Below are 13,365 nucleotides of genomic sequence, written 5' to 3'. Positions count from 1 at the left end.
CGCTTGTTCACGCTGTCGCCCTCCAGCGCCCCAACGGAATCAACCAGTTAATATCCTGTTGCGATATCGTCAAACCAGAGTTCTCCGGCATCGTCTATCACGCCAATTATCTGCGCTACATGGAGCGCGGCCGCACCAATCACCTCCGGCTGATGGGCGCCGAGCAGCAGGCGCTGTTCGATCAGGTGGAGACGGAAGGCGCGGGCTTCGCCTTCGTGGTGCGCTCGATGCATCTGGATTTCCTCAAGCCCGCGCGGATGGATGACGTGCTCGATGTCGTGACCTGGCCTGTCGCGGTGAAGGGCGCCTCCATCATGCTGGCGCAGGAGGTGCGGCGCGGAGAAGACGTGCTGGTCAAAGCCGAGGTGCGCGTCGCCTTCATCAGCGGCGGCCGCGCGCAGCCGATCCCGAAATCGATCCGCGCATTGATGAAGGCCGATCTGATTTCGTGATCGCCCGATAAGTGATCGCCCGATTTGTGATGGCCTATCGACTCCACAATTTGCGGGGATAGATTGCGGCCCTGACCAACCGATGAGGCCATCATGTCGCGCCCGCCGCTTCCGCCCTTCACCCGAGAGACCGCCGCGCAGAAGGCCCGCATGGCCGAGGACGCCTGGAATTCACGCGACCCGGTGCGCGTCTCGCTCGCCTATACCGAGGACAGCCGCTGGCGCAATCGCTCCGAGGTCTTGCAGGGCCGCGAGGCCATTGTCGCGTTCCTCACCCGCAAATGGGAGAAGGAGCAGGACTATCGCCTGATCAAGGACCTCTGGGCCTTCGACGAGAACCGCATCGCCGTGCGCTTCCAGTACGAATGGCACGACGCGAGCGGCCAGTGGTATCGCTCCTACGGCAACGAGCAGTGGGAGTTCGACGAGCACGGGCTGATGAAGCGCCGCGAGGCGTCGATCAACGACATCGCCATTGCGGAGAAGGACCGCCGGTTTCACTGGACTGCCCCCGGGCCGCGGCCCGCGGATGTGCCGGGATTGGGAACGGATCCGTTCTGATGTGCACTTCTTCTCCCTCTCCCCGTTCTTACGGGGAGAGGGTCGGGGTGAGGGGCTGTCTGAGTAAATTCGGTGACAGTTGGACTCGCGGAGAGTCCCCCTCACCCGGATTGCATCTTCGATGCAATCCGACCTCTCCCCGCAAGCGGGGCGAGGTGAAATCAGCGCTTCGCCAGAAACCGCGTAATTGCCCCACCGAGCTTCGCATTGTCCATCGGCTCGGCCAGCGATGCGCGCGCCGTCGTCACCACGTCATCCGGTGCCTTGCCGTCGCGCAGATCGCAGCACACTTGCGCAAACGCCACGTCGAACTCCGGGTGCGGCTGCACGGTCAGCGTGGTGCCATTCGCGTAGAGCAGGCCGGCATGCGGGGTGAACTCCGACGATAGGATCGTGAGCGCGTCGTTGGGTGGCTCGATCACCTGGTCCTGATGTGAGGCGGCGATGGCGACCGCTTCGCCCTCGACGACGCCATTCTCGGGCAGCACCTGATAGACGTGCCGGCCGATGCCCCAGCCCTTCTCGGATTTGCGCACGGTGCCGCCGAGCGCCTGCGCGATCAGCTGATGGCCGAAGCAGATGCCGACCATCGGCGTCTTGTTGGCGTAAGCGGTGCGGACGAAATCCTCCAGCGGCGCGATCCAGTCGAGCCCGTCATAGACGCCGGCCGCCGCGCCGGTGATCAGCACGGCCTCGAGCTTGCCCGGATCGGGAAGCACGTCGCCATTCGGGATGCTGACGACGTCCAGCATAGCCGTCGGGTCCTCGGTGCGGACCATGCGTTCGAACATGTCCGGAAACGAGCCGTGCTGCTCCCGATATTTTTGCGGGACCTGCCCGGTCTCGATGATGGTGATGCGTGCCATGTGCCCCCAAGAAGTTTGCGAAGCTCAGTCGCTTTCTGCCCGATTTTGCTGGTGTGACGCTGTGCGCTCCAGCAGTGCACTTTCCTTGCGGACCTCGTTGAGAAAGGCCTTGGCCAGGCGCGACAGCGGCTCGGCCTCCGACCATAGCATATAGGCGACCGCGTGCGTCGTCGGCGTGAACGGGCGGACGACGAGGCCGCTGCCGTCGTTCTGCCGCGGCGAGTAGGGATCGACCACGGCGGCGCCGACGCCGGCGGCAGCTAACACGCAGGCCGTGTTGCAGTAGCGCACCTCGACGGTGGGCTGGAACGGTGCGCCAGCGCGGGCAAAACTGTCGCGCACGGCTTCACCCAGCCGCGTGCCGCGTTCGAGCCCGATGAAAGGCAGGCCGGACAGATCCGAAGCCGAGATCACGGACCTGTCGGCCAGAGGGTGCTGCGACGGCAGCACGCACACCATCTCGCCGGTATGCACCACCTCGTGCGCGATGCCGGGATGATGCGTCAGCCCGAGCGCGAAGCCGAGCTCGGCGACGCGGCTGAGCACGCCTTCGATGATGCCCTCGTAGCGGCGCACGTCGAAGAACACGCGCGTCTCCGGGCGGCGCCGCAGGAATCCTGAGAGCGCGGAGGGAATGATGCTGTAGGCCAGCGGCGGCGTCGCCACGATGGCAAGATGCCCGGAGCGGTTCTCGCGCAGATCGCGCACGCGGTTCTCGAGTTTTGCGTGCAGCGCGAAGATCGCCTCGCTCTCCTTATACAGCGCCATCGCTTCCGCGGTTGGAAACAGCCGGTTGTTGACACGCTCGAACAACGCGAAGCCCGCCTGCGCCTCCATCGTCTTTAGCGCATTGCTGACCGCGGGTTGCGAGAGGGCCAGCTCGTCCGCCGCCGCGACCGTGGTGCGGTGGCGGATGACGGCACGCAGGATCTCGAGCTGACGCAGGTTCATATCACTGCCGATTATACTCAGGGCCAAAACATCATAGCAGAACGAATTGATTTTGCAGCCCCGCTCGCCCGTAATGGCGGCGGATTTGCACGTCGCATCAAAGGGTTCATTCGCCCATTGAGGCAGCACTGCGCACAGATTGGAGGCAATCTTGGTTCGTGTCCTTCGCGCCGCCGCAGCTCAAATGGGGCCGACGCAAAAAGCCGATACGCGCGAGCATACGCTGTCGCGGATGCTAGCGCTGCTGGAGGAGGCGGCCGGCCGCGGCGCGAGCCTCGTGGTGTTCCCCGAGCTTGCCTTCACCACCTTCTTCCCGCGCTGGCTGCTCGAGGGTGAGGCGCTCGACCGTTATTTCGAGCGCGGAATGCCGAACCCTGCGGTGGCAAAACTGTTCGACCGTGCGCGGGCACTGCGCGTCGGCTTCTATGTCGGTTATGCCGAGCAGACCGCGGACGGCCGCCGCTACAATTGCGCCATCCTGGTCGATCGCGACGGCGAGATTTTGGGCCGCTATCGCAAGGTTCACTTGCCGGGTTCGGTGGAGCCGCGGCCGGGCGCACGCTACCAGCAACTCGAGAAACGCTATTTCGAATATGGCGATCTCGGCTTCCCCGCCTTCCGCGCCGGCTCGGCCTGGGCCCACGCCATCATGGGCATGATGATCTGCAACGATCGGCGCTGGCCGGAATCCTGGCGCGTGCTCGGCCTGCAGGGCGTCGAGCTCGTCTGCATCGGCTACAATTCGGCGGCTTACGATCCCAATGGCGGCACCACCGAAGACGGCGCCCTGCGCACCTTTCACTCGACATTGGTGACGCAGGCCAACGCCTACATGAACGCGACCTGGGCGATCTCGGTGGCGAAGGCGGGCGAGGAGGACGGCTCCGGGCTGATCGGCGGCTCCTGCATCGTCGATCCCAATGGGCGCATCGTCGCGCAGGCACAGACGCTCGCTGACGAGGTGATCCTCGCCGACATCGATCTCGATCTCTGCCGCCAGGGCAAGGACAAGATGTTCAACTTCGCCGCCCACCGGCGGCCGGAGCAATACAGGGTGATCACTGAACGTGCCGGCGTCATCGAGCCGGCCGTTCTCGATGCGGATTGATTTCAAACGACCGGTCGCGGCGCCAGCCAAAGGAGCTGACATGAGACGCCTTTCGCATTTCCTCGCCCTTGCAACCCTGGCTGCCGCGACGTCGGCACAGGCGGCCGAGCTTCCGGCGGAGATCAAGCAGGCGGGCGCGCTGAAGCTCACGGTCAACTCCACCTACGCGCCGATGGAATATCGCGACCCCGCGACCAATGAGCTCGTCGGGCTCGACATCGATCTGGCGAATGAGCTCGCCAAGCGGCTTGGCGGCCTCAAGATCGTCTGGAGCGAGACGCCGTTCGCCGAGCTGATCCCCTCGCTCCAGACCAGGCGCGCCGATTTCATCATCTCCGGCATCTCGGACCGCGCCTCGCGGCGCGAGACTGCCGATTTCGTCGATTACCTCCAGACCGGTCCGCAATTCTTCGTCATGGCGGACAATGGAGCCAAGGACGCGACCGATCTCTGCGGCAAGAAAGTCGGCACCACCCGCAGCACCAGCTTCCCGGTCGAGATCGAGAAGTGGAGCAAGCAGAACTGCGAGCTGGCCGGCAAGCCTGCCATCCAGTATGTCCCCGGCGAGAACTCGATCGACGTCCGCAACCAGCTCAAGCAAGGCCGCATCGACGCCGCCGTGCAGGGCAGCGAGACGCTGCCTTACGCGCAAACGCAGGAGCCCGGCAAATACCGCGTCGTCGGCGAGCCCTTCGCCAAAGGCTACCAAGGCATCATGTTTCGCAAGGACGATGTGGTCTTGCGCGAGGTCGTGACCGAGAAACTCACCGCCATGATCGCCGACGGCGCCTACAAGGCTGTGCTCGATAAATGGGGCTTGGGTGCGAACGCGGTCACCCAGCCCATGCTGAACGCGGCGCCGCAATGAAGCCGGCGCCGGCACTCGCGGAAGGTTTCCCTGATCTGTCGGGGATGAGCATCGCGCGCGAGCCGCACTGGTTTCGCTGGCTCAGCGCCGCGCTGATCATTCTGGTGCTCGCGGCCATTGCGCGCGCGTTTGCGAACGGGCAGATCGAATGGTCCTATGTCAGCCGCTTCCTGACCGCAAAAGTCATTCTCGAAGGCATTGTCGCGTCAACACCATAGTGATGGCGGTGCTGGCGATGGCGCTCGGCATTGTCCTGGGCATCGTCGTCGCGATCATGCGGCTGTCGCCCAATCCGGTGCTGAAGACGGTCGCCGCCGGCTACACCTGGCTGTTCCGCGGCACGCCGCTGATCCTGCAACTGCTCTTGTGGTTCAACCTCGCGCTTGTATTCCCGACCATCGGCATTCCCGGCTTGTGGAGCGCGCGCGCCGTCGACGTCATGACGCCGTTCCTGGCCGCTCTGCTCGGGCTCGGCATCAACCAGGGCGCCTATACGTCCGAGGTGATGCGTGCCGGCATGTTGTCGGTCGACATCGGGCAGTATGAGGCGGCGCAGGCGATCGGCATGGGACGGCTGCGCGCGCTGCGCCGGATCGTGCTGCCGCAGGCGATGCGGGTGGTGATCCCGCCGCTCGGCAACGAGTTCATCGGCATGGTGAAGGCGACCTCGCTCGCGAGTGTGATCCAGTATCCGGAACTGCTGCACAACGCCGAAAACATCTACTACGCCAATTCCCGCGTGATCGAGCTCTTGATCGTCGCCGGGCTCTGGTACCTACTCGTGGTCTCGATTCTGACCCCGCTCCAGATGCTGCTCGAACGCCGTTTTGCGCGCGGCACATTGCGGCTCGCGCGATGACAAGGCCCCTCGTCGCGATCCGCTCCGTCGCCAAGAACTTTGGCGAGTTCCAGGCTCTCAGAAGCGTCTCGCTCGACGTCTGGCCCGGCGAGGTGATCTGCCTGATCGGCGCCTCCGGCTCCGGCAAGACCACGCTGCTCCGCTGCATCAACCAGCTGGCCACGATCGATGCCGGCGGCATCTGGCTCGACGGCGAGCTATTAGGGGTGCGCGAGCAGGGCGGGCGGCTGCATCGGCTCAGCGAACGTGAGATCGGACGGCAGCGGCTGAAGACCGGCATGGTGTTCCAGCGCTTCAATCTGTTTCCGCACAAGACGGCGCTGGAGAACATCACCGAAGGCCCGGTCCAGGTGCAGGGACGCAAACCCGATGAGGTGCGCGCTGAAGCGCTCGAGCTTCTGCGCCGTGTCGGATTGTCCGCGAAGGCGGACTCGTATCCCGCCCAGCTCTCCGGCGGCCAGCAGCAGCGCGTCGCCATCGCCCGCGCGCTGGCGATGAAGCCGATGCTGATGCTCTTTGATGAACCGACCAGCGCGCTCGATCCCGAGCTTGTCGGCGAGGTGCTCGCGGTCATGAAGGAGCTGGCGCGGAGCGGCATGACCATGATGGTGGTGACGCACGAGCTCGGCTTCGCGCGCGAGGTCGCCGACCGCGTCGTCTACATGGACCAGGGCGCGATCGTCGAACAGGGCCGTGCATCGGACGTGTTGGGCGCCCCGCGCGAGGAGCGCACCAGGGCATTTCTTTCGGCTGTGATCTGAATGGGAGCGTGTTGATGAAGAGATTTTTGGTTGCGGCGGCGTTCCTCGGCGTCACGAACGCGTCGGTGATGGCCATCGATCTGCCCGCAGAGATCGCCAAGCGGGGCAGCATCAAGGTGGCACTGGTGCCGAACTATCCGCCGATGGAGTTCCGCGATCCCGCCACCAACGCGCTGTCCGGCTTCGACATCGATCTCGGCGAAGCCATCGGCCGCAAGCTTGGCGTCAAGATCGAATGGACCGAGACCAGCTTTGCCGAGTTCATGCCGTCGATTTCGACGGGGCGGGTGGACGCCATCCTGTCCGGCTTCACCGACTATGCCAGCCGGCACGAGATCGCGTCCTTCGTCGACTATTTGCGCAGCGGTCCGCAGTTCTTCGTGCAGCAGTCGCGCAAGGCGGAGTTCAAGGACGCCGCATCGCTCTGCGGCAAGAAGGTCGGCGCCAGTCGCCGCACCATGTTCGCGGCGCAGATCGCGGCGTGGAGCGAAAAGAATTGCGGCAGCAGTCCGATTCAGTTCATCGGCACCGACGGCTCGGCTGACGCCCGCACCCAGCTCAGGCAGGGCCGCATCGATGCCGCCGCCCAGGGCAACGAGACGCTGCCTTACATCATGGACCTCGAGCCCGGCACCTATGCAAGTGTGGGCGAGCCGATCGCACAGCAATTCACCGGCATTGCGCTGCCGGTCAAGGAAAAGGCACTGCAGCAGGCGATGCTGGAGGCGGTCGACGCGCTGATCGCGGACGGCACCTATCGCACGCTGCTTGCCAAGTGGAAACTGACGGACAACGCACTCGAGAAGGCGACCATCAATGCTGGACAGTAAAGCACTCCAGAGCATCCCGCTCGTCCCGGCCAACACCGCAGATCCCGCGCCGGACTATCCCTGGCCGAAGCCGCACAAGTCGGCGATGTTCCTGTCGTTCGACGTGGACGCCGAGAGCGCGTGGACCAGCAAGGACGCAGTGCACGCCCAGCGGCTCATCACCATGAGCTATGGCGGTTATGAAGCGCGCGTTGGCACGCCAAAACTGCTGGAACTGCTCGACCAGCTCGATCTCAAGGCGACTTTCTTCGTCACGGGATGGTCGGTCGATGCGCATCCCGCGATGGCCGAGTCCATCCTCAAGGCCGGTCACGAGATCGGACATCACGGCTATCATCATCTCCTGCCCGATCCCGGAGATCCCTGGATCGAGGAGGAGCTGGAGCGCGGCTTCGAAGCGCTGAAGCGTCGGCTCGGTGTCAGGCCAACCGGCTATCGCGCGCCCTATGGCGAGTTCACCGAGGAGCTGCGCGTCGCGCTGGTGCGTCACGGCATCGTCTATACCTCCTCGTTCCGCGACGATGTGCGACCGTATCGCCACCGTCTCGCCGACGGCAAGCCCGGCACGATCGAGCTGCCGGTCACCGCGAGCTATGACGACTGGATGCACGGCCTCTCCGCCCGCTTCAGCCCGCGCTCGATCTTCCCCAAGGAGCACGTGCTCTCGATCTGGAAGGACGAGCTGGATGAGGTCCGCGACTGGGGCGCGATGGTGACGACGGTGCTGCATCCGCAGTGCAGCGGCCGCCCGATGCGGCTGCGGCTGCTGCGCGAGTTCCTGACCTACGCAAAATCCTGTCCGGATGTCTGGATCACGACCGGCGAGAAGATCGCGGAGAACTTTTTGTGCCACGAGGCCGGTAACCGCTAGGGAGCGCCATGACCCGTATCCTCGTCATCAACCCGAACTCCTCGGCTTCGGTAACGGCGGCGATTGACGACGCGGTCGCGCCGCTGCGGATCGCCGGCGGGCCTGACATCGAAGTGGTCGGTCTTGCCGAGGGGCCGCCGGGCATCAGCTCGCAGCGCGATGCCGATAGCGTCGTCATGCCGTTGGTGAACCGAGTCTCGCGCGACAAGGCCGACGCCTTCGTGCTCGCTTGCTTCAGCGATCCCGGCCTGCATGCGGTGCGCGAGGCGGCCGGTGGCCGTCCTGTGATGGGCATCGCCGAGTGCGGCATTTTTCGCGCGCTGATGCTCGGCGAACGTTTCGGCATCATCGCGCTGTCGCCGTCGAGCATCCGGCGCCAGCAACGGATGGTGCGGGTGGTGGGCGTCGACGGCCGCTATGCCGGAAGCTGGTCGGTCGGCGCGAGCGCAGCCGAGACCGCAGCTGCCGATATCCGCGGCCGACTGATCGACGCCGGCCGCGCGCTGGTCACGCAATGCCGCGCCGACGTCGTGGTGATGGGCTGCGCCGGCATGGCCTCGCATCGTGCGGCAATTGCGGAGGCGATAGGCGTGCCGGTGGTCGAGCCGGCGCAGCAGGCAGTCGCAGCCGCGATCGGCGCGGTCTTGTTGAACACGTGAAGCACAAATGATGAAGCCCCGTTTTTCTGACACAGCTCAGGCTACGCGCTCCCTGCAACCTCTCGCGCTTGCGGGGGAGGTCGACGCGCGAAGCGCGGCGGGGGGCTCTTCCTCTTGGGGGTCCTCGCTTGCGGAGACACCCCCACCCCAGCCCTCCCCCGCGAGCGGGAGAGGGAGCAAACTGCCGTTGCGGCAGCCTATGACTACACTTAGGAGCCTCTCGTAATGTCTCTCTCCCGCCGTTCGCTCCTCAAGGCTGCCGCAGCAGTCCCGGCGCTGTCGCTGCCGGGCATCGTGCGCGCCGAATCCCAGTCCACGCTGCGCTTCATCCCCGTCATCGATCTCGCCTTCGTCGACCCCATCTACTCGACCGCGCAGGTGTCGCGGAACCACGGCTTCATGGTCTACGACACGCTCTATGGCATGAGTGCCTCGCTCCAGGTCTCGCCGCAGATGCTGTCGGGTCACGTCATTTCCGGCGACGGGCTGCAATGGGATCTCAGCTTGCGCGACGGCCTGTTCTGGCACGATGGCGAGCGCGTGCTCGCGCGCGACTGCGTGGCGAGCATCCGCCGCTGGGCCGCGCGCGACGGCTTTGGCGGAGAGCTGATGGAGGCGACCGACGAGCTGTCAGCCGCCGACGACCGCACCATCCGCTTCCGTCTCAAGCGTCCGTTCCCGCTGCTGCCGCAGGCGATCGGCAAGGCCGCGATCAATGCCTGCTTCATGATGCCGGAGCGGCTGGCGAGCCAGGATCCGTTCAAGCCGCTGACCGAAGTCATCGGCAGCGGCCCATTCCGCTACCTCGCCGACGAGCGCGTGCAGGGGGCGCGCAATGCCTATGCCAAGTTCGAGCGCTACCAGCCGCGCACCGACGGCAAGCCGGATTGGACCGCGGGCCCGAAGATCGTGCACTACGACCGCGTGGTCTGGACCACCACGCCCGATGCCGGCACCGGCGTCGCCGCGCTGCAGACCGGCGAGCAGGACTGGCAGGAGACCACGCCGCACGATCTGTTGCCGGTGATCAAGGCCGCCGGTGACATCGAGGCGCGCATCCTCGATCCCAGAGGTTATGCCTGCATGCTGCGGCTCAATCAACTGCAGCCGCCGTTCGACAATCCCGCCATCCGCCGCGCGCTGCTCGGTGCAATCGACCAATCCGCGTTCATGACGGCGGTCGCCGGTGTCGATCCCGCTTTCCAGGTCTCGCCGATCGGCTACTTTGCCCCCGGCACGCCGATGGCGAGCGAGGTCGGGCTCGATGTGTTCCGCGGGCCCCGCGACTACGCCAAGGTCAAGGCCGACCTGAAGGCGGCCGGCTATAATGGCGAGAAGATCGTGGTGCTCGTGCCCACCAATTCGCTGGCGCAGAAGCCGCTTGGCGAGATCGCGGTCGATAGCTTGCGCAAGGCCGGCATGAACGTCGAATATGCCGGGCTCGACTTCGCCGTCGTGTTGCAGCGCCAGCTCAAGAAGGATCCAATCGGGCAGGGCGGCTGGAGCGCGGCGGTCGGCAACTGGCAGGGCATCGACTGGCTCAACCCGGCCGCCAACACCAACATCCGCGGCGAGGGCAAGGTCGCCGGCTGGTATGCGAGCGAGAAGATGGGGGCCTTACGCAGCCAGTGGCTGGCCGCGTCCGAGCTCGCCGAGCAGCAGCGTATCTGCCGCCAGGTCCAGGCGGTCGCGTTCGAGGAGATTCCCTACATCCCGATCGGCCTGTACAAGCAGCCGACCGCCTATCGCAAGGCCATCACCGGCATTCTCGACGGCACCGCCGTCTTCTGGAACGTACGCCCCGCATGAGCACCACAGCAATCTTCGGCAGCTTTGTGCTGTCACGGAAGGACGGCGCGCAAGACGTGCTGCGCGATCATTGGGTCCTGGTCGAGGGCAAGAAGATTGCCGCTGTCACGCGCGATAAGCCGCGTGCAGATCAGGTTTACGATCGGCCCGGCCGCTTCGTGCTGCCGGGCCTGCTCAACCTGCACAATCACTGCTTCAGCGAGGCGGTGGCGCGCAGCCATACCGAGGACGGCAACGGCCGCAAGAACAACCAGAGCATCGTCTACACGGTGCTGCTGCCGCTGACCAAGCGCGGCGCCGATCTGCTGTCGGCGGAAGAACGCATGGCGGTGGCACGGCTCGGCATCCTCCAGCTTCTCAAGGGTGGTGCTACCACGGTGATGGAGCCGTTCCGCAATTCGATCCCTGAAATGTTCGACGCCGCCGAGGAGATGGGCATTCGCTTTTATGGCGCGCCCTATCTGTTCTCGACGTCCGACGCCAAGGCCGGCCCCGACGGCGTGGTGCGTTATTCCGGCGATGACGGTGCAGCCGACATGGCGACGTGGGATGCGCTCTACCAGCGCTGGAACAATCGGGGCGACGGCCGCATCGGCCTCGCCATGAGCCCGCACGCCACCGACACCTGCGGCCCCGATCTCCTGAAAGCTTGCGCCGCGCGGGCGCGCGAGCTCGGCGTGCCCATCACGACTCATATGGCGCAGAGCCGCGCCGAGGTCGAGACCATCGGCAAGCGTTATGGCGGCCGCACGCCGGCGGAGTATCTGGACTGGCTCGGCCTGCTCGCGCCCGACCTGATGGCCGCGCATTGCATGTTCAGCAGCGACGACGATCTCAAGCTGATGGCCGCGCGCGGCATGACCGTTCTGAACTGCCCGCGCGTGTTCGCGCGCGCCGGCGTCACCGCGGCCTTCAGCCGATTCGCCGAGCATGGCGTGCGCACCGTGGTCGGCACCGACGGCTACAACATGGATCTGCTCGGTGAGCTCAATGCGGCGTCACTGATCTCCAAGATCACATCGCAGCGCGCCGATGTCGCCAATTCGCCCGAGTTGATCGAAGCGAACACGACTGTCGCCGCCGACGTCATCAAGCGGCCCGATCTCGGCCGGATCGAGCCGGGCGCGACCGCCGATCTCACCGTCGTCGATCTCACCCATCCGCATCTCCAGCCGCTGTTCGATCCCCGCCGCGCGCTGATCGCGCTCGCCAACCGCGCCAGTATCGATCAGGTCGTCGTCGATGGCCGCGTGCTGATCGATGCCGGCCGCTATCTCGGCGCCGACGAGGCCACGATCACCGCAGCAGGCAGCGCCGCGATCGGCAAGATCTGGGATCTGCCGGAAGCGCAGGCGGCGTTCAACGGCTGACGGCCGCTTCCAGAGCCACAAAAAAGGTGCGCTCCCTCTCCCGCTTGCGGGGGAGGGCCGGGGTGGGGGCTCTCTCCATGCGGGGACACTCCCGATGCGGAGAGAGCCCCCACCCGGCGCTTCGCCAAAGCCGAGGCTTCGCCTCGGCGTCTCCTAAGAGACGGCCGCCATAGGCGGCCTACGCCTCCCCCGCAAGCGGGAGAGGTTGCCAGCGAGTCTGTGGCTGCATCGTTCCGACCCATGCCCTAGCCCTCGAACTCCATCAATTTCTTGCGCATGGTCTCCACCAGATCCAGCGCCACCGGCGACGGACTGCGCTGCGCCGGGAAGACGGCCGAGAATTCGAAGTCGATGCGCGGCAGGAAGCGCCGCACGACGACGCCGCGCGTCGCAAATTCCTGTGCGGTGAAGGGATCGCAGATCGAGACGCCGAGCCCTGATGACACCATCCCGCACATGATTTCCGACAGCGTGGTCTCGACCCTGAGCACGCGGCGGACGTCGCTGCGGTGAAAGACCTGGTCGACGAGGTGCCGGCTCGACGATCCCGCCGACAGCGAGATGAACGTCTCGCCCTCGAAATCGCGCGGCTCCAGCACTTCCTTCTCCGCGAGGCGATGTCCGGTCGGCACGACTGCGACGCGTGCCAGCGCCGGCAGCCGCAGGCTCGGCAGGCCGGAATGGGCAATCGGCACCTCGGCAAAGCCGATGTCGCATTGATTGTTCAAGACCCAGTCGACCACGATCGGCGAGATCACGCCGAAGAAGGCCAGGTTGAGGTTGGGCCGTTCCATCAGGAAATGCCCGGCAAGTCGGGGCAGATAGCCGTTCGCCAGCGCCGGCAGCGCGGCGATGCGCAGCGAGCCGGTGCGGCGGCCACGGATTTCTTCGGCCGCAGCCGTGATGCGTTCGAGACCGACGAAGGACCGTTCGACCTCGGTGTAGAGCGCCATTGCCGCGGCGGTCGGCACGAGGCCGGTGCCGCGCCGCTCGAACAGCTCCATCTTCAACAGCGCCTGAAGGTCGCGCAGCAACCGGCTGACAGCAGGCTGCGTCACCACCATCAGCTTCGCGGCCTCGGTGACGCTGCCGGTCAACATCATCGCGCGGAAGGCCTCCACCTGCCGCGAATTGATCCGCGCCATTCCAAACCCATCCATAACATTTAGGCATACAGAGGTTGCCATTATTCATTGGACGATGGAAGTATAGGTTGCGATCTTTTTCATCAGGACTGGAGACAGCCCGCTTTTTCGGCAGATTGGAGGGGTTCAAGCCTCCAGATCGCGCCAAAACCCGCCGAATGGGCGCCGGAGCCTGCTTGGAGACGGGATTGCGCGGAAGGAAATGCGGAAGAGGCTTCAGCCAGCGAGACTCGTCGGCACGTCACCTCATTCCGG

13 protein-coding genes and 1 pseudogene are annotated in these 13,365 nt (G+C 65.4%); 11 read left to right on the top strand and 3 right to left on the bottom strand.

The features are described 5' to 3' along the window. Nucleotides 1-38: 38 nt before the first annotated feature. Complete coding sequence (locus RAD04_RS09530) at nt 39-452, top strand: YbgC/FadM family acyl-CoA thioesterase (RefSeq protein WP_461623671.1); 414 nt, start codon at nt 39-41, stop codon at nt 450-452. A 93-nt stretch (nt 453-545) separates the two neighbouring features. Beyond that, entirely contained in the window at nt 546-1,013 is a 468-nt protein-coding gene (locus RAD04_RS09525) for a nuclear transport factor 2 family protein (protein WP_461623553.1), read from the top strand. Between the two features lie 161 nt (nt 1,014-1,174). Here the strand turns inward: RAD04_RS09525 and RAD04_RS09520 are convergent, their stop codons facing one another. Together RAD04_RS09520 and RAD04_RS09515 are read right to left on the bottom strand one after the other, a co-directional pair. After that, a complete protein-coding gene (locus RAD04_RS09520; RefSeq protein ID WP_461623552.1) occupies nt 1,175-1,879 on the bottom strand; it encodes a type 1 glutamine amidotransferase in 705 nt (234 codons plus the stop codon). Nucleotides 1,880-1,903: 24 nt separating this feature from the next. Further along, the gene (locus tag RAD04_RS09515; protein WP_461623551.1) at nt 1,904-2,830 is read right to left on the bottom strand and encodes a LysR family transcriptional regulator; all 927 of its coding nucleotides are present in this window, start codon (nt 2,828-2,830) and stop codon (nt 1,904-1,906) included. Between the two features lie 151 nt (nt 2,831-2,981). Here RAD04_RS09515 and RAD04_RS09510 point away from each other — a divergent pair, with 151 nt between their 5' ends. The 9 genes and pseudogenes from RAD04_RS09510 to RAD04_RS09470 all read left to right on the top strand — a co-directional run bounded on the left by RAD04_RS09510 (nt 2,982) and on the right by RAD04_RS09470 (nt 11,965). Beyond that, nucleotides 2,982-3,938, top strand: coding sequence for an N-carbamoyl-D-amino-acid hydrolase (locus tag RAD04_RS09510; RefSeq protein WP_461623550.1), 957 nt, complete (start codon nt 2,982-2,984; stop codon nt 3,936-3,938). A 40-nt stretch (nt 3,939-3,978) separates the two neighbouring features. Continuing rightward, the gene (locus tag RAD04_RS09505; protein ID WP_461623549.1) at nt 3,979-4,806 is read left to right on the top strand and encodes an ABC transporter substrate-binding protein; all 828 of its coding nucleotides are present in this window, start codon (nt 3,979-3,981) and stop codon (nt 4,804-4,806) included. Beyond that, nucleotides 4,803-5,665: pseudogene (locus tag RAD04_RS09500) on the top strand (amino acid ABC transporter permease). The gene RAD04_RS09505 and the pseudogene RAD04_RS09500 overlap by 4 nt, the downstream one beginning before the upstream one ends. Beyond that, the gene (locus RAD04_RS09495) at nt 5,662-6,426 is read left to right on the top strand and encodes an amino acid ABC transporter ATP-binding protein (protein ID WP_461623548.1); all 765 of its coding nucleotides are present in this window, start codon (nt 5,662-5,664) and stop codon (nt 6,424-6,426) included. Before RAD04_RS09500 ends, RAD04_RS09495 begins: the two are co-directional and overlap by 4 nt. Before the next feature lie 14 nt (nt 6,427-6,440). Then, nucleotides 6,441-7,256 (top strand): ABC transporter substrate-binding protein, encoded by an 816-nt coding sequence (locus tag RAD04_RS09490; RefSeq protein ID WP_461623547.1) that lies wholly within the window; start codon nt 6,441-6,443, stop codon nt 7,254-7,256. Further along, nucleotides 7,243-8,127, top strand: a complete 885-nt coding sequence (locus RAD04_RS09485; protein WP_461623546.1) for a polysaccharide deacetylase family protein — start codon at nt 7,243-7,245, stop codon at nt 8,125-8,127. Before RAD04_RS09490 ends, RAD04_RS09485 begins: the two co-directional genes overlap by 14 nt. An 8-nt stretch (nt 8,128-8,135) precedes the next feature. Beyond that, nucleotides 8,136-8,786 (top strand): aspartate/glutamate racemase family protein, encoded by a 651-nt coding sequence (locus tag RAD04_RS09480; protein ID WP_461623545.1) that lies wholly within the window; start codon nt 8,136-8,138, stop codon nt 8,784-8,786. Between the two features lie 225 nt (nt 8,787-9,011). Next, complete coding sequence (locus tag RAD04_RS09475; RefSeq protein WP_461623544.1) at nt 9,012-10,595, top strand: ABC transporter substrate-binding protein; 1,584 nt, start codon at nt 9,012-9,014, stop codon at nt 10,593-10,595. Beyond that, nucleotides 10,592-11,965, top strand: coding sequence for an amidohydrolase family protein (locus RAD04_RS09470; RefSeq protein ID WP_461623543.1), 1,374 nt, complete (start codon nt 10,592-10,594; stop codon nt 11,963-11,965). The genes RAD04_RS09475 and RAD04_RS09470 overlap by 4 nt, the downstream gene beginning before the upstream one ends. Nucleotides 11,966-12,210: 245 nt before the next feature. Here the strand turns inward: RAD04_RS09470 and RAD04_RS09465 are convergent, their stop codons facing one another. Further along, a complete protein-coding gene (locus RAD04_RS09465; RefSeq protein WP_461623542.1) occupies nt 12,211-13,110 on the bottom strand; it encodes a LysR substrate-binding domain-containing protein in 900 nt (299 codons plus the stop codon). Nucleotides 13,111-13,365: the final 255 nt, after the last annotated feature.

This window comes from Bradyrhizobium sp. 25ACV, assembly GCF_054863005.1.
The sequence above is the reverse complement of the archived record's forward strand: the minus strand, read 5'-3'. Positions and strand labels throughout refer to the sequence as shown.

Excerpts from the sequence above, each read along its gene's own strand:
- RAD04_RS09490 (WP_461623547.1), top strand. The coding sequence starts at position 6,441 with ATGAAGAGATTTTTGGTTGCGGCGGCGTTCCTCGGCGTCACGAACGCG.
- RAD04_RS09515 (WP_461623551.1), bottom strand. The coding sequence starts at position 2,830 with ATGAACCTGCGTCAGCTCGAGATCCTGCGTGCCGTCATCCGCCACCGC.
- RAD04_RS09485 (WP_461623546.1), top strand. The coding sequence starts at position 7,243 with ATGCTGGACAGTAAAGCACTCCAGAGCATCCCGCTCGTCCCGGCCAAC.
- RAD04_RS09495 (WP_461623548.1), top strand. The coding sequence starts at position 5,662 with ATGACAAGGCCCCTCGTCGCGATCCGCTCCGTCGCCAAGAACTTTGGC.
- RAD04_RS09505 (WP_461623549.1), top strand. The coding sequence starts at position 3,979 with ATGAGACGCCTTTCGCATTTCCTCGCCCTTGCAACCCTGGCTGCCGCG.
- RAD04_RS09520 (WP_461623552.1), bottom strand. The coding sequence starts at position 1,879 with ATGGCACGCATCACCATCATCGAGACCGGGCAGGTCCCGCAAAAATAT.
- RAD04_RS09465 (WP_461623542.1), bottom strand. The coding sequence starts at position 13,110 with ATGGCGCGGATCAATTCGCGGCAGGTGGAGGCCTTCCGCGCGATGATG.
- RAD04_RS09525 (WP_461623553.1), top strand. The coding sequence starts at position 546 with ATGTCGCGCCCGCCGCTTCCGCCCTTCACCCGAGAGACCGCCGCGCAG.
- RAD04_RS09470 (WP_461623543.1), top strand. The coding sequence starts at position 10,592 with ATGAGCACCACAGCAATCTTCGGCAGCTTTGTGCTGTCACGGAAGGAC.
- RAD04_RS09475 (WP_461623544.1), top strand. The coding sequence starts at position 9,012 with ATGTCTCTCTCCCGCCGTTCGCTCCTCAAGGCTGCCGCAGCAGTCCCG.
- RAD04_RS09480 (WP_461623545.1), top strand. The coding sequence starts at position 8,136 with ATGACCCGTATCCTCGTCATCAACCCGAACTCCTCGGCTTCGGTAACG.